Here is a 17,686-nt window from a genome sequence, read left to right as displayed (position 1 = left end):
ACAATTTGATGTTTGCGTGTCAGACGGTTGAAGTCGACAAACAAACCGAAAAGACGCAACGCTCGCAAAGCGAAAGCAATACCGAAACACCATCACATACCCAATTAGGGGAAGCGACTCAACACCGACTCCCCAGCCGAATTGCTTGACGACCATAGAGCGTTGGAACCACCTGATCCCATCCCGAACTCAGTAGTGAAACGACGCATCGCCGATGGTAGTGTGGGGTCTCCCCATGTGAGAGTAGGTCATCGTCAAGCTCTTATCCCAAACCCCCGATCGGAGAAATCCGGTCGGGGGTTTGCTTTTGCGCGTAAGAAAAGGTCGATCGCGCTGGCAGTGAATATGGGTTTTTTCAACAAGAGCAGCGACTCTGAACGCCTAGTACATCGTTGAATTCGTCCGGCGGGTGACGGAGGCCAGAGGCTTGCCAGGGTGCAGCGCGCCTGCACTGGCGCGGTGGACAAGGATCCAGTTACCGGCAGTTAATGGTGGCGGGAAGTTCTACCAAATAACCTGAAGTTCAGTTCCTATTCGCTGCTGTTTGTGCAGGCTCCTGATTGCTCTAGATATCGAGCGCTGCTGGCTCGATAGACCGATGTGGTCATAAGCTGACGGTTTGTCTGCTATTTGGTCACGACAGCTAGGCGGCGGCCATTCGCCTTCATTCACCACTTTTGGCTGTAATATTGCTCCACACATCCATTGATGTAAGTGCCTTTGTAGATTCAACGCCTGCACCTGAATGGCAAAACGCGTAAAATCGCGCCTTGATTCAGCAAGCAGCTTGCGGGTGCATACCGTGGAAATATTCAAAGAGTTTACATTCGAGTCGGCGCACCGGCTTCCCCATGTGCCTCAAGGGCATAAATGTGGCAGGTTACACGGCCATTCTTTTCGGGTCGCCTTGTATATCAGCGGTCCTGTGGATTCACATACTGGCTGGATTCGTGATTTCGGCGAGATCAAATCTATTTTCAAACCACTCTACGAGCGGTTGGATCATAACTATCTGAACGATATTCCTGGCTTGGAAAACCCTACCAGCGAAAATCTGGCGAAATGGATTTGGAACGAGCTCAAACCATTGCTACCCGAGCTGTCACGTATCCGGATTCATGAAACTTGCACCAGCGGCTGTGAATACCGGGGGGAATAGCCACCATTCGAACACGCTTTCCACAATGACTGGTTCGATCCATTCTTGGGTCAAAGTGTGTGTGCTGCGTGCTGATGATCGACGCCCACGACTAATCAAGTACAACATGCAGCTGTGCTGCCGGACTCACACAGCTGTAGATGCTGCTTGCATTCCTTATTGATCCGGTCTTTTTACAACCATCGCTTCGTAGTTGCAGAGTGCCGCGCTATCCATGCGGCCTAGTTCTTTTTAACGGAGAATCAGAATGAACGCAGTTGTTGCAGCAGTCGGCATAATGCTGATCCTAAGTCTATGTCGTGTGCATGTAGTGGTTGCGCTTATTGCTGGAGCTATGGCCGGCGGCTTGATTGGCGGTCTAGGTATTGATGGCAGCCTCGCTGCATTCAATAAGGGGCTAGGCGGTGGCGCCACGGTAGCTTTGTCATATGCATTGTTGGGGGCTTTTGCGGTTGCCATTGGGAAAAGCGGGTTGGCTCATGCACTTGCGGACAAAGCCCTGGCATTGGTCGGTAAGCAAGACATAAAGGGTGCAGGGGCGGTGAAGTGGATGCTGATCGCACTGCTGCTCGCAGTGGCAGTTTCATCCCAGAACATACTGCCGATCCACATCGCTTTTATTCCGTTGCTGGTTCCGCCGCTGCTATATGTGCTCTCGAAGCTGAAGATCGATAGGCGGCTGATCGCATGTGTACTTGCTTTCGGGCTTATTACGCCCTACATGTTTCTACCCGTTGGATTCGGCAATATTTTCTTGAACGAAATCTTGCTGGCAAACGTTGGCAAGAGTGGAGTGGATGTAACAGGTATCAAAGTTACGCAGGCTATGTTCATACCGGCTATGGGCATGTTGACGGGGCTGCTGATTGCCTTCTATAGCTACCGAAAGCCTCGAGAGTACGACCTCACCCGTGTCGAGCAGGTAGAAAAGCCGACTGTGACATACAGCCCGCTCACGTTGCTGGTTGCTGCGATCGCTGTTGCAGCGGCATTCGTAATTCAGCTTTGGTTGGATTCGATGATACTCGGTGCGCTAACGGGGTTCGTAATCTTCTCTGTATCAGGGGTGGTTCGTTGGCGCGAAGCAGATGATCTGTTTACTGACGGCATGAAGATGATGGCCATGATTGGTTTCATCATGATCGCGGCCGCGGGGTTCGCAGAGGTGATGCGCGAAACTGGTGAAGTGAAGCTGCTGGTAGATGCCTCGGCTCATTGGATCGGGAACAGCAAGGCTATCGGCGCTGTGATGATGCTGCTGGTCGGGTTGCTGGTAACTATTGGGATCGGTTCGTCGTTCTCAACGGTGCCTATTATCGCCGCTATTTTTGTTCCCCTCGGCGTGGAGCTAGGGTTCAGTCCTCTGGCGATCGTGAGTCTAGTCGGTACTGCAGGCGCTTTGGGTGACGGAGGCTCTCCGGCATCTGACTCTACGCTTGGTCCTACTGCGGGACTGAATGCTGACGGGCAGCATAATCATATCTGGGATACGGTTGTTCCGACCTTTTTGCACTACAACCTGCCGTTGATGGCTTTTGGATGGTTGGCTGCGATGACACTGTAACTCGAATTGAATTCGGTGTAGGAGCCACTATTCGCCCGATAAGACTCATTTATCCGTATGGCCGCACTCGTGTCGCTGCCCGTTGACTAAACAGGACAAAACGCAGCGTTAGGGTAAAAAATGGTCAATTTGATGCTCGAGCAGAAGGTCTTTCTTGCGCTGCTGGTGGTGGTATCCCTAGCTTTTGGCTGGATCCTGCTACCGTTCTATGGCGCGGTCTTCTGGGCGGTAATACTCGCGATCATCTTTGCGCCATTGCAGCGGTATCTGTACAGGCGCTTCAACCAGCGTCGCAACTTGGCAGCACTGTGTACTCTGTTTGTATGCCTTGTAGTGGCAGTGCTTCCGGTAATCCTCATCACTGGAATGCTGGTCCAGGAAGGGGCGACGCTTTATAAGCAAATAGAAAGTGGTGATCTGGACATCGGTAGCTGGGTAGCCAGCTTCCGCGACCTATTACCTCAATCAGTGCAGCAGCAATTGCAGCGTTTCGGTTTTGGCGATCTTGACTCGATGCGTGAGCGATTGGCTACGGGCGCGCTTGAGGGGAGTCAGTTTCTGGCGACCAAAGCGTTCAGCTTTGGGCAAGGTACCTTTCAGTTTCTGATTAGCTTTTTCGTGATGCTGTACTTGCTGTTCTTCTTGATCCGGGACGGTCGCGATCTCGTGGCTCGTATCAGGAAAGCCATCCCACTAAGCGATGCTCAAAAACGACGCCTGTTCAGCAAGTTCACGCGTGTGGTGCGCGCGACGGTCAAGGGCAATCTTGTTGTTGCCATTACGCAAGGCGCATTGGGAGGGATTATCTTCGCGATCCTCGGTATTTCTGGGGCATTACTGTGGGGCGTGCTGATGGCCTTTCTGTCTCTGCTGCCTGCCGTGGGGGCGGGATTGATCTGGACGCCCGTCGCTATCTATTTCCTCATGACCGGGGCAACTTGGCAGGGGATAGTGCTTACGCTTTACGGCATATTGGTGATTGGCTTGGTGGACAACATTCTCAGACCGATTCTGGTTGGAAAGGACACGAAGATGCCCGATTACATCGTGTTGATCTCGACGTTAGGTGGGCTGGCCCTTTTTGGTCTGAATGGTTTTGTTATCGGTCCGCTGATCGCCGCGTTGTTCATGTCGACCTGGGGGCTTTTCAGCGCCCCAGATGAACAGTCATCTATATGATGGGGGATGAGGTGGGACCTGGCATCCGAGCCAGGCCCACCGAACGGATCACATTAGCCGTTTCCCATCTTCGCGGGTGATTATTACTGTGGCTGAACGAGGCCTGCGACCAGAGCCATCCGGCCAGCTACTTGTGAAGTTTGTTGAAGTTGAGCCCTCGCCTGGGTGTTGAATATTAACGAACAGTGTTCGGAAGTCTGGCGTTGCTGTAATGCCTGTGACTTCAGCACCCTTTGGTCCGACTAGAAAACGCTTGGTCTCGCCTGTCCTGGGGTCGGAAACCAGCATCTGATTGTTGCCAAAAGGTCCGGAGCTTAACTGACTACCACTCATGTCGGTCTGGATCCACAGGCGGCCTTCGTCGTCGAACCATAGTCCATCGGGGCTTGCCATGATATTGCTTTCATTCAGCGCGCGGCCTTTGGGGTCTTGGCTGTTTTCCTGTGGGCCGGCGAGCAAATAGATGTCCCATTCAAACGGCGTTCCAGCGAAATCACGGCTCGCTTCGCGCCAGCGAATGATGTGGCCGAACGCGTTGGGCGCGCGCGGATTGGAAGCGTCGGCTTCCTGCCGGCCGCTGTTATTGGTGAGCGTGAAATAAACCTCGCCGGTATCGGGATGTACTGCTCCCCACTCGGGACGATCCATTTTAGTCGCCCCCACGATATCCGCCGCCAGACGGGTGTTGATCAGCACTTCGCCTTGGTCGGCAAACTGGACGCCAGCCGCTTGGCATGCGCTTTGAAATGCAGGGTTGGCATGATCGAGTGCGAGCCAGTCGCCGCTGCCGTCGGGGTTGAAGCGTGCTACATAGAGAACGCCGTCATCGAGCAGGCGTCCGTCGCTGCGCTGCGGACGATACTTGTCGCGGCTAACGTACTTATAGATGTACTCATTTTGCGAGTCGTCGCCTGAGTAGCAAACGACGGGGCGACCTGGTTTGACCGGTGCGAACACTAGCCCTTCATGGGCGAAGCGACCAAGGGCAGTGTGCTTCACTGGGGTCGCATTTGGGTCGAATGGGTCTATTTCGACCACCCAGCCGAATGTGTTGGGCTCGTTACGATAATCAGAACGCGCGTCGCCGCCGATACGGGTGGCATTGAAGCGCTCAAACTCATCGCCAGCAACTGTCTCCCAGCCGTAACGGCCGCTGCCGCGTACGCCATAGCGGCTGAGCTCGCGCGGTAACTCGCTGTCGGCGGTGCCGAAGTAGCCTGCCCAGTTCTCTTCGCAGGTAAGGTAAGTACCCCAGGGCGTATGCCCGTTAGCGCAGTTGTTCAGAGTGCCTCTGGTTGACGTGCCGCTCGGGCTGTAGCGAGTTTGCATCAGCGCATTACCGCGTGCAGGTCCTTCGATGCGCATGGGCGTGGCACCGGTTATGCGGCGATTTCTCTCCGTTGGCAGTACCGACCATTCGCCACGTGGGCCGCGGCGGACCTCCACAACGGACACGCCGTGCGCGTTGATCTCTTTACGCACCTCGTCGACATTGGTGCGCTTGCCGTCCACTACTGTCGGGCCGTTCCGATGGAGCAGGGGAGCGTCGATGTATTCGTGATTGAGCACCAGCAAGCCATGATCGCTCTGCCGTCCACCGAGCTTCGCGTTCATTGGAAAGAAGTGCATCCCATCATGGTGCATGCCCACCTGCTGAGCCTGGTCTTCGGCGCTATTGCTGCCGTCTTCCAGCCAGGCCGGATAGCGGCCCGTAATGGGGGTGCCCCACGGAATGAAGGTTGTGGCGGCATAGCCGGCGGGTACGGTGATGGTGTCCGCGCGTGTAACCGAAACCGGGGAAAAGGGCAGGCGGGTACGACGCTTGAACGGAATATCTTTAAGTCCGCGGGCCGACGGTTCGGCTGCTTGTACGAGTCCCGGAAGCGACGCGCCAAGAAACGCCAGGGCGCCCATTGCTGCACCGCCAGCTAGCACTTTGCGGCGACCAATGGAGATCACATCCTGGATATGTGGATTCGTTGAATGGTTACTGGGCAACTCGTCCCCGTTGCCGAACAGAATGTCTTCGTTCTCAGTAATCACGGCGCAGCTCCATAACGATTTGTTGTCGGAGCCATGACGCTAAATTGCATATGCGACAAGAGAATGACAGTTGGCCGCTTGGCCGACGAGGAGCAGGCGCATGTAGCGTTTTGCCTGCGCAAAAAAAAGCCTCGGCACAGGTGCCGAGGCTTTTTACTACACCGCAGCGTTGAGGCTGCGAACCTGTTCTTAGTGGAACTGGTTCATGGTGTTGTCTTTACCGCTTGCCTTCAGAGCAGCTTCGCCAGCGAAGTACTCCTTGTGGTTGTCGCCGATGTCGGAGCCAGCCATGTTCTGGTGCTTGACGCAGGCGATACCCTGACGCAGTTCCTGACGCTGAACGCCCTTCACGTAGGCCAGCATGCCTTGGTCGGCAAAGTAGCCCTTGGCCAGGTTGTCGGTCGACAGTGCGGCAGTGTGGTAGGTCGGCAGGGTGATCAGGTGGTGGAAGATGCCGGCGTGAGCCGAACCATCGCGCTGGAAGGTGCGGATCTTCTCGTCTGCAACCTGGGCCAGTTCGGTTTCGTCGTACTCGACGCTCATCAGCTTGGCGCGGTCGTAAGCGGAAACGTCCTTGCCTTCGGCTACGAACGCGTCGAACACCTGCTGGCGGAAGTTCAGGGTCCAGTTGAAGGACGGGCTGTTGTTGTAAACCAGCTTGGCATCCGGGATGGTCTTGCGGATCTCGTTGACCATCTCGGCGATCTGGCCAACGTGCGGCTTCTCGGTTTCGATCCACAGCAGGTCGGCACCGTTTTGCAGCGAGGTGATGCAGTCCAGGACGCAGCGCGCTTCGCCAGTACCTTTGCGGAACTGGAACAGGTTGCTTGGCAGGCGCTTGGGACGCAGCAGCTTACCTTCGCGCTTGATCACAACATCGCCGTTACCCAGCTCGGCTTCGGTGATTTCTTCGCAATCCAGGAAGGAGTTGTACAGGTCGCCCAGGTCGCCCGGCTCTTTGGTCACGGCGATCTGCTTGGTCAGGCCAGCACCCAGGGAGTCGGTACGAGCAACGATCACGCCGTTGTCGATGCCCAGCTCAAGGAATGCATAGCGAACAGCTGCGATCTTGGCGAGGAAGTCGGCGTGCGGAACGGTCACTTTACCGTCCTGGTGGCCGCACTGCTTCTCGTCGGAGACCTGGTTTTCGATCTGGATGCAGCAAGCGCCTGCTTCAATCATGCGCTTGGCCAGCAGGTAGGTGGCTTCCGGGTTGCCGAAGCCGGCGTCGATGTCGGCGATGATCGGTACGATGTGGGTTTCGTAGTTATCGATCTGGTTCTGGATCTCAGCGGCCTTGGCTTGGTCGCCAGCTTCACGAGCGGCATCCAGGGCGGTGAACAGCAGGTCCAGTTCGCGGCTGTCAGCCTGACGCAGGAAGGTGTACAGCTCCTCGATCAGGTCGGAAACGGCAGTCTTCTCGTGCATGGACTGGTCCGGCAGCGGGCCGAACTCGGAACGCAGAGCAGCAACCATCCAGCCAGACAGGTAGAGGTAGCGCTTGTTGGTTGTCTTCAGGTGCTTCTTGATGGAGATCAGCTTCTGCTGACCGATGAAGCCGTGCCAGCAGCCGAGGGACTGCGTGTAGACGGACGAGTCGGCGTCGTACTCGGCCATGTCCTTGCGCATGATGTCGGCGGTGTACTGAGCGATTTCCAGACCGGTCTTGAAGCGGTTCTGGGCGCGCATGCGAGCGACGGACTCAGGGTTGATGGCGGCCCAGCTGCTGCCGTATTGCTCTTTCAGGGCGGCAACTGCCTTGATGTCGTCTTGATATGCGGACATGTTCAATCCTTCAAAATGAGTGTGGTTGAGCACCGACTTTTCCCACCGAAACCTACGTGCTATCGCTGATCTTTGCGGGCAACACGCGGCAGAGCGTCGAAATATCGACTGGGACGAGGATTGAACCAAGAGAAGGGGGGATACGATCGCCGGGCTGGTTCCGGTCATTGCGCCCACAGCCGGCGTGGCTGCCGTGTGCGCTACAACAACGAGAAGCGGTCAGTCTGGCTGATGCGTCAATCGCTACCCCGTCCCTCAGGACGACTCGTTCCAGTCGCAACCTCGTCAGTCCGCCTTGTGGGCAGTACAGTCACGGAACGGCTCGGCTGGTTGGCTTGAGCACGCCCCGGAGACCCTTGCCAGGGCCCCTGGTTAGCGGGAGCGGGGCAATAATGCTCCGCTGAAATAGCATCGTCAATCGTTTTGTAGTGTTTTTTTCAGGGCACTACATTGTTGTGGGGTGTCTGGAGAAGGGCTGGTTCACTCGAGAACATCGACCTTCAAGCGCATCGACAGGTTCTGCCCGCCATCAGTCGAGTAGCGACGTAGCGTTCCGCGTTGTTCGGAGCTGGCACTTTCGTCGACGCCGCCAATGGTGATCCATTCGCCGACGCGGCCGCTGACTCGGGTATCGGCGCTCTGAACCTCGACGACACCGCTGCGGCCCTGCGCGAGCCGGTCACGGGTACTGCTAATCGTGATCTGCACCCGGTCGCCGTGCACCGTAGCGGTGGCATAGAAACCTCGAAGAACATCACGGTATTGCGTTTGCTGGTAGATCTGGCCGTACCCGTCGGTATTCCGCGTAGTCAGCGGGACACTCTGGCCAACTTGAATCAGAGCTGGATAACCCTCGCTGGCTTGTATTTGCTGAACGCCGCCTTCGCGACTGTTGGTGCTTCGGCGGATGATGCGTACTTGATCTCGGCCGCCTATCTCGCCGCGGCCGGTTTCAAATTCCACGTTGCCGGAACGTACTGAGCCGTCAACGCGATATCCACTGGCGCTGCTGCTTGCTGAGTCTTGGGTGTCGACGCTGATAAGCAGACGCTTAGGTTCCACATCCAGCTGATCGACTACACGGCGCAGTTCACTGATCAACGACTCTGGCGCGTTGACGATGAGCTGGTTGCCGTAGGCCGTAACCCGTCCCTGATTGCCTAGCACGGACTCGGCGACAGCGATCACATCTTCAGCCATGCGATTGTTCAGTTGGATGACTTCAGTCGCGGCGTGTAGTGGTAGGCAGACGCTGAGTGTGGCCGCCAGTAGCAAGGCACGAAGGGTCATAGCAGGAAACTCCGCAGGTTTGCATCCGATAGTCCATGATCCCACGCCTTGTCGAATTCCGCTTGGCGTACGCGAACCCGTGCGAGGTCACAGTACAGGGCGTATCCAACGTACTGGTCGACCTTGGGGCGCTCCAGCAGCCCGCAGTTGTCGGCGATTAAATAGGTGCCACCCGGGTCGGGGTAGTCGGGCTGCAGCTTTCGAATATGCACACTGCTGGTCAGGCGCCGGGCAAGCTGCAAGAGCCTATGGCCTTCCTTGACTGCGCGAGTGGGGTCGCGCAACAAGATGCGCAGCTGATTACGAGGATGAGCCACAAGCAAACGCGTGCAAGCCTCTTGGATACTGCTGTGATGATAAAGCCAGGGTTCTAGATCTGTACTGTAAATGCACAGGGATCTACGGGCTTGCTGCATCATGGCCAGTGCGTGCTCGCGTATTTCAGTAGGCTTGCTGAAACGCTGTAAGGCGGCGTCTTGGCCGAGCTGGAACGGTGCAGCATCCCAGTCCTGTGGCTCTGAAAGATCAACCGGCGGATTATGGAGCGCAAAACGCCCTGGAGAATGAAAGTCTATGGCCGGCAGTTCGGCACTATCAATTCCTTCATCCAGGGTGTGATCGCTCATATGGCCTCATTGGCTCCGGCGAAGCATCTCGACATGGGGTATGCCTGCTTCGAGAAATTCGTCGCTGACGACTTCAAAGCCAAGGCGCTCGTAGAACGCGGTGGCGTGAACCTGTGCGGTCAGTGTCTGTTGCGTCAAGCCGCGGTGTTCGGCCTCAGCAATCACTGCACGCATCAACGCGTCGCCTACATTCATGCCGCGCCAGTCGCGTAGAACGGCTACTCGGCCGATCTGCCCGTCAGCCAGGAGGCGGGCGGTACCGATTGGATAGTCACCCTCCAGTGCGAGGAAGTGAATAGCTTCGGCATCATCGGCATCCCATTCCTGTTCCGGTGGAACAGCCTGCTCGGCGATGAAGACCGCCTCGCGGATGCGTCGTAGCTCTGAGTTGTCCTGCTGCCAATCGGCAATTCGTACTTGAACGCTATTCATCAGCAAACTCCAGACTTCCTTGTTTGACCAGCTCGCACAGCAGGCTACGCCCGTCTTCGTCGTCCAGCCATTGGCCGATATTTTCGACATGCAAGGCGTCGGCTGAACAGATCAGTTTCAGCAACTCTCGGAGCGTGGAAGGAAGCAGGCGGCTCTGACCACTGGCAAACAACAGTAGCCCGATATCTACCTCGCTCCAAGCCAATCGGGCTGCCGGATTGCGCACCAAAATAGCACCATCCTTCAGTGCCGAAAGCAGCTCAGCGTTATCCATCCCGGGACCTTCTACCCGCTCGGGGTAACGTGGTTCGGTCATGAACTGGCCAAACCATGTGAGGAGCAGGCGTTCGTCACTCATGTGTTCGGCGAGTAGTCCTTTCAGGCGGTCCAGTGCATCGCTTTGAATTTGGTATGGATCGTCTGTTGGCTGCAGGTCGGCGTCGCTGTAGCGATCTTCGTCCGGCAGAAACTGCGCCAGGAAGTCGGTGAAGTGGGTCAGTACCTCGGCGGCGCTTGGCGCGCGGAAGCCGACCGAGTAGGTCATGCAGGCGTCTTCGGCAGTACCGAAGTGAGCGAGGCGGGGGGGTAGATAAAGCATGTCGCCCGGCTCCAGTACCCACTCATCGGTGCCTTGGAAGTCGGCGAGAATTCGCAGATCACCATGGGCCAGCATTGGGCTTTCGCTGTCGCACATCTGGCCGATGCGCCAGCGGCGCTGACCATGTGCTTGCAGGAGAAACACATCGTAGTTGTCGAAATGTGGGCCGACGCCGCCCCCCGGCGCCGCGTAGCTGATCATCACATCGTCGATGCGCCAGTTAGGCAGGAATCGAAAGTGCTCGATCAGATCGGCGACCTCCGGTACCAGCTGATCAACAGCCTGGACCAGCAGGGTCCAGTCACGCTCGGGAAGTTGCTGATAGGTGTCCTCGGCAAACGGGCCGCGGCGCAGCTCCCAGGGGCTTTCGCCATGCTCGATGACCAGACGGGATTCGACTTCCTCTTCCAAGGATAGGCCTGCCAGTTCGTCTGCCGAAATGGGGCTTTGGAAGTCTGGGATGGCCTGGCGAATGAGCAGTGGTTTCTTCTGCCAGTAATCGCGCAGAAACTCCCGGGCGCTGATGCCGCCTAGGACTTGAAGTGGAATGTCAGAAGTCATGCGTAACACCTTGCTCTATATACAGAGCTGAAAATAAAAACGCCCGGCACAGCCGGGCGTGCATACATGTAATCGCTCAGATGCGCTTGGCCTGGGCAACGGCGTTGCCGATGTAATTGGCCGGCGTCAGTTTGCGCAGCTCTGCCTTCGCTTCGGCTGGAATGTCCAAACCGTCGATGAAAGTCTGCAGGGCTTCGGGCGTAATGCCTTTGCCGCGGGTCAGGTCTTTCAGCTTTTCGTACGCGTTTTCCACGGCGTAGCGGCGCATGACTGTCTGTACTGGCTCGGCCAGCACCTCCCAGCAGGCGTCGAGGTCTTCGGCGATGCGGGCGGCGTTGAGCTCCAGCTTGCCGATGCCCTTGAGGCTGGCCTCGTAGGCGATGACGCTGTGGGCGAAGCCGACGCCGAGGTTGCGCAGTACGGTGGAATCGGTCAGGTCACGCTGCCAGCGGGAGATCGGAAGCTTGCTTGCAAGGTGCTGGAAGAGTGCGTTGGCGATGCCGAGGTTGCCTTCGGAGTTCTCGAAGTCAATCGGGTTGACTTTGTGCGGCATGGTAGAGGAGCCGATCTCCCCGGCAACGGTCTTCTGCTTGAAGTAACCGAGCGAGATGTAGCCCCAGACGTCGCGGTCGAAGTCGATGAGAATGGTGTTGAAGCGCGCGATGGCGTCGAACAGCTCGGCGATGTAGTCGTGCGGCTCGATCTGCGTCGTGTAGGGGTTCCATGTCAGGCCGAGGTCACCTTCGATGAACTCGCGGGCGTTGGCCTCCCAGTCGATATCCGGATACGCACTCAGATGGGCGTTGTAATTACCCACTGCGCCGTTGATCTTGCCCAGCAGCGGAACGGCCGCAACCTGGGCAACCTGACGCTCCAGGCGATAAACGACGTTCGCCAGCTCTTTGCCAAGGGTGGTCGGTGAAGCAGGTTGGCCATGGGTGCGCGACAGCATCGGCACGTCAGCAAACTGCACCGCGAGCTTGCGAATCGACTCGGCGACCTGGCGCATCAGTGGCAGCAGAACGCTGTCGCGGCCTTCACGCAGCATCAGCGCGTGGGAGAGGTTGTTGATGTCTTCGCTGGTGCAGGCGAAGTGGATGAACTCGTTGACCTTGGCCAGTTCCGGCAGCTGCTTGGCCTGCTCTTTGAGCAGGTATTCAACTGCTTTGACGTCGTGATTGGTGGTGCGCTCGAACTCCTTGACGCGCTCGGCATGTTCCAGCTGGAAGTTCTCGGCCAACTGATTCAGCACGGCATTGGCTTCGCTGGAGAAGGGCGCGACTTCCGGTACGCCTGGATGAGCAGCGAGGCGCTGGAGCCAGCGGACTTCGACCTGAACACGGCAGCGGATCAGGCCGAATTCGCTGAAGATCGGGCGCAAGGCGCTGGTTTTGCCGGCGTAACGGCCGTCGACGGGGGAAACCGCCGTGAGCGAGGAAAGCTGCATAGAGGGCATTCTCGGACAGTCAGGCAACGAAAAGAGGGCGCAGATTATACATGAATGTACCAGGTGAGCCCGGCACATTCGCTGTGGTTAGAGGTCTTCGCTCTGGGTCGCGCGCAGCCTGGGATAAAGGGCATCGAGCAACTTGCGCCGACTAAAGATCAGTTGCCAGCGATGGCCGCCGAGTTGGCGCCAGAGGCGGGCCGAACGAATGCCTGAGAGGAGCAGGGCGCGGATCTTGGAAGCATTGTCCGGCTGCTGAAGGTGGCGCATGTCGCCCTGGACCTGAATGCGCTGACGGAAGGTGCTCAAGGTGTCCTGATAGAGACCGCCGAACGAAGCGACGACATTTTCGTGCGTTATACCGAAGTGCTCGACTTGCTGCTGGATCTGGTCCAGCCGGCTGCCGATGACCTGGAGCATGTCATCGCGTTTGTCGAGCTGGCGTTCCAGACCGATCATCGCCAAGGCATAGCGCAGGGGCTCGCGTTGCAGGGTGCTGCTGTCGCGTTCCAGCGCGCCGACCAGAGCGCGGTAACCGTCACGCAGATTCAGATCATTGCCGCCGTAGATTTCAAGGGTGGTTTGCGGGTTGCGGGCCAGTAGACTGCCAAGCATGCAGCCGAGCGAGGCATTCGGAATTTGGCCGGTGCGTGCGATTCGGTCCACCAGCGTTGCGGCTTCGAAGACCGCGCCAAGTGCGATCAGCTGTTCGTCCAGCGCTTTCATGGGCGACCCTCGAACCAGGGTTCGGCCTGCTCGATCACGCCACCGCCCAGGCAAATTTCACCTTCGTAGAAAACCACTGACTGGCCTGGCGTAACTGCGCGCTGAGGTGCATCAAAGACAGCGCGATAGCCGTCTGGTGTCTTTTCCAGCGTGCACGCCTGATCACTCTGGCGGTAGCGAACTTTGGCTGTCAGCCTGAGTGGCTCGCTGAGGTTGATCGGGTTTACCCAGTAGATGTCCGACGCCAGTAGGGCGCGAGAAAAAAGCCATGGATGATCGTTACCCTGACCAACTACCAGCACATTACGCTGCAGGTCTTTGCTCAGGACATACCAAGGCTCGTCCGAGGCATCTTTGAGGCCGCCTATGCCCAAGCCTTGCCGCTGTCCGATGGTGTGATACATCAAGCCGTGATGACGGCCGATCACTTCACCATCGATGGTTTCGATATTACCGGGCTGGGCGGGAAGGTATTGCTTGAGAAAGTCGCTGAAGCGCCTTTCGCCGATGAAGCAGATGCCGGTGGAGTCTTTCTTCTTAGCCGTGGCAAGTCCGTACTTCTCGGCGATCGCTCGCACTTCAGGCTTTTCAAGCTCGCCGACAGGAAACAGCGTCTTGCTCAGCTGCTCCCCACCGACCGCATGCAGGAAGTAACTTTGGTCCTTGTTCGGGTCCAGCCCTTTGAGCAGCTCGCTGCGATCATTCACGTCGCGACGACGTACGTAATGGCCGGTCGCGATGAGGTCTGCTCCCAGCACCAAAGCGTAGTCGAGGAAAGCCTTGAACTTGATCTCCCGGTTGCAAAGGATGTCGGGGTTCGGCGTGCGTCCCGCCTTGTACTCGGCAAGGAAATGTTCGAAAACGTTGTCCCAGTACTCGGCTGCGAAGTTGGCTGTGTGCAGCTTGATGCCGATCCGATCGCACACAGCCTGGGCGTCGGCCAGATCTTCCTTGGCGGTGCAGTATTCCGTGCCGTCGTCCTCTTCCCAGTTCTTCATGAACAGGCCTTCGACCTGATAGCCCTGCTCGAGCAGCAGGAGGGCGGAAACGGAAGAGTCCACTCCGCCGGACATGCCGACGATGACACGTGTTTTTTCCGGGGAGATGAGGGTGGTTACAGACATAGGAACACGCTGAGGCTCTGCAAAGGGGCGGAATTCTATCAGGCTGCAGCAGGCATGACGAAGCCGCGTTCAGTTGCGAATCACGTCAAGCGAATGCAGCGGCCCGGTCAGATAATCATCGATACAGCGGGGCACCAGTTCGCTGCGCCAGCGTTCAGGTTGCGCCTCCAGCTCTTCGCGGCTCAGCCACCGAGCGGCGACGATGCCCTCGTCGAGTTGACGCTGCGGATCATGCTGCAGGGCTCTGGCGGCGAAGCACACGCGCTGATAGGTCACGCCATTGCTGGGGGCGGTGTACAGATAAATTCCCACGACGCCAATGAGCTCGACGTCCCAGCCGGTTTCTTCGAGTGTTTCTCGAATAGCCGCCTGGCGCAGATTCTCATTGGCTTCCAGATGCCCGGCAGGCTGATTGAGTACGAGACGGCCTGCCTTGAGCTCTTCTACCAACAGAAAACGTCCCTGGTCTTCGATAACGGTCGCGACGGTGATATGCGGTTGCCAGTCCATATAAGCTGCCTTGCGCAAATGACGCGATCATAGCAGCGGGCTACCAGAAAGCACGAACCCCGGCACGGGCCGGGGTTCGTGGTAACGCTCAGGCGTTGACTCAGGCGTTCAGCGCGGCCAGGGCAGCGTTGAAGGTCGCGCTGGGGCGCATGACCTTGCTGGTCAGTTCAGGATTGGAGCGGTAGTAGCCACCGATATCGACTGGCTTGCCCTGAACGGCGGCGAGTTCGTCAACGATGGTTGCTTCCTGCTCGGTCAGTTGCTTGGCCAGCGGAGCGAAGTGGGCCTTCAGCTCGGCGTCTTCGTCCTGGGCGGCCAGGGCTTGCGCCCAGTACAGAGCCAGGTAGAAGTGGCTGCCGCGGTTGTCTAGCTGACCCACCTTGCGTGCCGGGGACTTGTTGTTGTCCAACAGCTTCCCGGTGGCCTGGTCGAGGGTCTTCCCTAGGATCTTGGCTTTGGCGTTGCCGGTCTTGATTCCGGTTTCCTCCAGGGACACCGCCAGAGCGAGGAATTCGCCGAGGGAGTCCCAGCGCAGGTAGTTTTCTTCTACCAGCTGCTGCACGTGCTTCGGTGCGGAACCGCCGGCACCGGTCTCGTACATGCCGCCGCCCGCCATCAGCGGAACGATGGAGAGCATCTTCGCCGAGGTGCCCAGTTCCATGATCGGGAACAGGTCGGTCAGATAGTCGCGCAGCACGTTGCCGGTCACCGAAATGGTGTCCTGGCCACGAATCATGCGCTCCATGCTGACGCGAATGGCTTCGTTGTAGCCCATGATGCGGATGTCCAGACCGGACAGATCGTGGTCCTGAAGATAGGCTTCTACTTTCTTCTGAAGCTGGCGATCGTGCGCGCGCTCAGGGTCCAGCCAGAAGATTGCCGGGGTGTTCGACTGACGAGCGCGGGTGACGGCAAGCTTGACCCAGTCGCGGATCGGAGCGTCCTTGGTCTGGCAGGCACGCCAGATGTCGCCTTTCTCGACGTCATGCTGCATCAGCACGGTGCCATCGGCCAGGACGACGCGCATGGTGCCGTCAGCCTGCATCTCGAAGGTCTTGTCGTGCGAGCCGTATTCCTCAGCCTTCTGCGCCATCAGGCCAACGTTCGGTACGCTGCCCATGGTGACCGGATCGAAAGCGCCGTTGGTTTTGCAGAAGTTGATCATCTCTTGGTAGATGCGGGCGTAGGTGCTTTCCGGCATTACCGCTTTGGTGTCCTTCTGCTTGCCGTCCTTGCCCCACATTTGACCGGAGTTGCGAATCATCGCCGGCATCGAGGCGTCCACAATGACGTCGCTCGGGATGTGCAGGTTGGTGATGCCCTTGACCGAGTCAACCATCGCCATTTCCGGACGGTGGCTATAGACCTCATGGATGTCGTGCAGGATTTCTTCCTGCTGCGAGACCGGCAGCGACTTGATCTTGTCGTAGACGCTGCTGATACCGTTGTTCGGGTTGACACCCAGCTCCTTGAACAGCTCGCCGTATTTGTCGAATACGTCTTTGTAGTAAACGCTGACCGCATGGCCAAAGACGATCGGGTGCGAGATCTTCATCATGGTGGCTTTGACGTGCAGGGACCACATTACGCCGGTCTCCTTGCAGTCCTGCAGCGTTTCTTCGAAGAACGCGCGCAGTTTGTTGCAGCTCATGAACATGCCGTCGAGCACTTCACCTTCCTGCAGGGCGAGCTGCTTCTTGACCTCGACCTTGCCATCCTTGCCGACGAACTCGATGCGCACGTCACCGGCTTTGTCCATGGTGATCGACTGTTCGCTGGAGAAGAAGTCGCCGCCGCGCATGTAGTCGGCGTGAGACTGCGACGCCTTGCTCCACTTACCCATGGAGTGTGGGTGCTTGCGTGCATAGGCCTTAACCGCAGCAGGAGCGCGGCGATCGGAATTGCCTTCACGTAGGACAGGGTTTACGGCGCTGCCGAGCACCTTGCCATAACGCGCGCGAACATCTTTCTCCGCGTCGGTTTGCGGATCTTCCGGGAAATTGGGGATGTTGTAGCCAAGGGCCTGCAGCTCGGCAATGGCCGCCTTGAGCTGAGGTACGGAAGCGCTGATGTTAGGGAGTTTGATGATGTTGGCATCGGGCTGGTTGGTCAGCTCGGCGAGTTTGGCCAAGTCATCATCCACTTTCTTGTCGGCGTCCAGCTGGTCGGCAAAGCTCGCAAGAATGCGCCCTGCAAGAGAGATGTCGCGTGTTTCGACGGCTAAATCGGCAGAGGCTGCGAACGCTTCTACAATGGGCAGAAGCGAATAGGTGGCCAGGGCTGGAGCTTCGTCGGTGAAGGTATAGATGATCTTCGAAGGGGTGGACATTTAGCGTTAACTCTCTTCTTGCTGGGCGTGCACAGAATCCCGAGTGCGCCGGGTAGGCGCTCTGGCTCTCCGTCTAGTTGAACCAGAAGTGGGATTCGCCGCGGTGTGATGGATGCACCAATAGAGTGTCGAGCATTTGAACCGGTGAGCCGCGATAGCAGCTCGGCGGTTTCAAGAGGCGGGTCTTGTACAAGACAGGCTCGTCCCTTATGACTTGTTAGTCATCGGGCCAGTATACCATCGAGCCAGCGCATGGCAGAACGGCGTTGCGCATACGACGAACGAACATGTAGTTTCAGTCGATTCAAGTGAG

The 17,686-nt window shown here is 57.6% G+C and carries 14 protein-coding genes and 1 rRNA gene; 4 read left to right on the top strand and 11 right to left on the bottom strand.

The features are described 5' to 3' along the window. Positions 1 to 144: 144 nt before the first annotated feature. The 4 genes from rrf (at position 145) to AAEZ08_RS03055 (ending at position 3,902) form a co-directional block, all read left to right on the top strand. Positions 145 to 260: ribosomal RNA gene (gene rrf, locus AAEZ08_RS03070) — 5S ribosomal RNA — on the top strand. Between the two features lie 542 nt (positions 261 to 802). Further along, positions 803 to 1,159: a 6-carboxytetrahydropterin synthase QueD gene (queD, locus tag AAEZ08_RS03065; RefSeq protein ID WP_058064555.1), complete on the top strand. Its 357-nt coding sequence runs from the start codon at positions 803 to 805 to the stop codon at positions 1,157 to 1,159. A gap of 247 nt (positions 1,160 to 1,406) precedes the next feature. Beyond that, positions 1,407 to 2,723 carry a Na+/H+ antiporter family protein gene (locus AAEZ08_RS03060; RefSeq protein WP_003282516.1) on the top strand — a complete coding sequence of 439 codons (1,317 nt, stop codon included), beginning with the start codon at positions 1,407 to 1,409 and terminating at the stop codon, positions 2,721 to 2,723. Between the two features lie 120 nt (positions 2,724 to 2,843). Beyond that, the gene (locus tag AAEZ08_RS03055; RefSeq protein ID WP_003282517.1) at positions 2,844 to 3,902 is read left to right on the top strand and encodes an AI-2E family transporter; all 1,059 of its coding nucleotides are present in this window, start codon (positions 2,844 to 2,846) and stop codon (positions 3,900 to 3,902) included. 48 nt (positions 3,903 to 3,950) lie between these two features. Here the strand turns inward: AAEZ08_RS03055 and AAEZ08_RS03050 are convergent, their stop codons facing one another. The 11 genes from AAEZ08_RS03050 to AAEZ08_RS03000 form a co-directional block, all read right to left on the bottom strand. After that, positions 3,951 to 5,945, bottom strand: a complete 1,995-nt coding sequence (locus AAEZ08_RS03050; RefSeq protein WP_500123682.1) for a PhoX family protein — start codon at positions 5,943 to 5,945, stop codon at positions 3,951 to 3,953. A 189-nt stretch (positions 5,946 to 6,134) separates the two neighbouring features. Then, entirely contained in the window at positions 6,135 to 7,730 is a 1,596-nt protein-coding gene (locus AAEZ08_RS03045) for an isocitrate lyase (protein ID WP_003282519.1), read from the bottom strand. A gap of 480 nt (positions 7,731 to 8,210) precedes the next feature. Then, a complete protein-coding gene (locus AAEZ08_RS03040; RefSeq protein WP_003282520.1) occupies positions 8,211 to 9,020 on the bottom strand; it encodes a secretin N-terminal domain-containing protein in 810 nt (269 codons plus the stop codon). Then, positions 9,017 to 9,646, bottom strand: coding sequence for a DUF7931 domain-containing protein (locus tag AAEZ08_RS03035; RefSeq protein WP_058064549.1), 630 nt, complete (start codon positions 9,644 to 9,646; stop codon positions 9,017 to 9,019). Before AAEZ08_RS03035 ends, AAEZ08_RS03040 begins: the two co-directional genes overlap by 4 nt. A 6-nt stretch (positions 9,647 to 9,652) precedes the next feature. Then, complete coding sequence (locus AAEZ08_RS03030) at positions 9,653 to 10,078, bottom strand: GNAT family N-acetyltransferase (RefSeq protein WP_058064548.1); 426 nt, start codon at positions 10,076 to 10,078, stop codon at positions 9,653 to 9,655. Next, positions 10,071 to 11,237: a ribosomal protein uL16 3-hydroxylase gene (locus AAEZ08_RS03025; RefSeq protein ID WP_500123681.1), complete on the bottom strand. Its 1,167-nt coding sequence runs from the start codon at positions 11,235 to 11,237 to the stop codon at positions 10,071 to 10,073. The genes AAEZ08_RS03030 and AAEZ08_RS03025 overlap by 8 nt, the downstream gene beginning before the upstream one ends. Positions 11,238 to 11,313: 76 nt before the next feature. Beyond that, the gene (gene purB / locus AAEZ08_RS03020; protein WP_500123680.1) at positions 11,314 to 12,684 is read right to left on the bottom strand and encodes an adenylosuccinate lyase; all 1,371 of its coding nucleotides are present in this window, start codon (positions 12,682 to 12,684) and stop codon (positions 11,314 to 11,316) included. An 87-nt stretch (positions 12,685 to 12,771) separates the two neighbouring features. Continuing rightward, complete coding sequence (hflD, locus tag AAEZ08_RS03015) at positions 12,772 to 13,410, bottom strand: high frequency lysogenization protein HflD (RefSeq protein WP_500123679.1); 639 nt, start codon at positions 13,408 to 13,410, stop codon at positions 12,772 to 12,774. Next, entirely contained in the window at positions 13,407 to 14,534 is a 1,128-nt protein-coding gene (gene mnmA, locus AAEZ08_RS03010) for a tRNA 2-thiouridine(34) synthase MnmA (protein WP_152987351.1), read from the bottom strand. The genes hflD and mnmA overlap by 4 nt, the downstream gene beginning before the upstream one ends. Positions 14,535 to 14,603: 69 nt before the next feature. Next, positions 14,604 to 15,044, bottom strand: a complete 441-nt coding sequence (locus AAEZ08_RS03005) for an NUDIX hydrolase (RefSeq protein WP_058064545.1) — start codon at positions 15,042 to 15,044, stop codon at positions 14,604 to 14,606. 100 nt (positions 15,045 to 15,144) lie between these two features. Next, complete coding sequence (locus tag AAEZ08_RS03000; RefSeq protein ID WP_058064544.1) at positions 15,145 to 17,373, bottom strand: NADP-dependent isocitrate dehydrogenase; 2,229 nt, start codon at positions 17,371 to 17,373, stop codon at positions 15,145 to 15,147. Positions 17,374 to 17,686 lie beyond the last annotated feature (313 nt).

The sequence above is a fragment of the Pseudomonas sp. E45-MNA-CIBAN-0222 genome, assembly GCF_040310405.1.
GTDB classification, from domain to species: Bacteria; Pseudomonadota; Gammaproteobacteria; order Pseudomonadales; family Pseudomonadaceae; genus Stutzerimonas; species Stutzerimonas stutzeri_AC.
Note: the sequence above shows the minus strand (reverse complement) of the source record. Positions and strands in the feature narration are given on the sequence as shown.

Excerpts from the sequence above, each read along its gene's own strand:
- AAEZ08_RS03060 (WP_003282516.1), top strand. The coding sequence starts at position 1,407 with ATGAACGCAGTTGTTGCAGCAGTCGGCATAATGCTGATCCTAAGTCTA.
- AAEZ08_RS03055 (WP_003282517.1), top strand. The coding sequence starts at position 2,844 with ATGGTCAATTTGATGCTCGAGCAGAAGGTCTTTCTTGCGCTGCTGGTG.
- AAEZ08_RS03045 (WP_003282519.1), bottom strand. The coding sequence starts at position 7,730 with ATGTCCGCATATCAAGACGACATCAAGGCAGTTGCCGCCCTGAAAGAG.
- AAEZ08_RS03040 (WP_003282520.1), bottom strand. The coding sequence starts at position 9,020 with ATGACCCTTCGTGCCTTGCTACTGGCGGCCACACTCAGCGTCTGCCTA.
- AAEZ08_RS03035 (WP_058064549.1), bottom strand. The coding sequence starts at position 9,646 with ATGAGCGATCACACCCTGGATGAAGGAATTGATAGTGCCGAACTGCCG.
- AAEZ08_RS03030 (WP_058064548.1), bottom strand. The coding sequence starts at position 10,078 with ATGAATAGCGTTCAAGTACGAATTGCCGATTGGCAGCAGGACAACTCA.
- AAEZ08_RS03025 (WP_500123681.1), bottom strand. The coding sequence starts at position 11,237 with ATGACTTCTGACATTCCACTTCAAGTCCTAGGCGGCATCAGCGCCCGG.
- purB (WP_500123680.1), bottom strand. The coding sequence starts at position 12,684 with ATGCAGCTTTCCTCGCTCACGGCGGTTTCCCCCGTCGACGGCCGTTAC.
- hflD (WP_500123679.1), bottom strand. The coding sequence starts at position 13,410 with ATGAAAGCGCTGGACGAACAGCTGATCGCACTTGGCGCGGTCTTCGAA.
- mnmA (WP_152987351.1), bottom strand. The coding sequence starts at position 14,534 with ATGTCTGTAACCACCCTCATCTCCCCGGAAAAAACACGTGTCATCGTC.
- AAEZ08_RS03005 (WP_058064545.1), bottom strand. The coding sequence starts at position 15,044 with ATGGACTGGCAACCGCATATCACCGTCGCGACCGTTATCGAAGACCAG.
- AAEZ08_RS03000 (WP_058064544.1), bottom strand. The coding sequence starts at position 17,373 with ATGTCCACCCCTTCGAAGATCATCTATACCTTCACCGACGAAGCTCCA.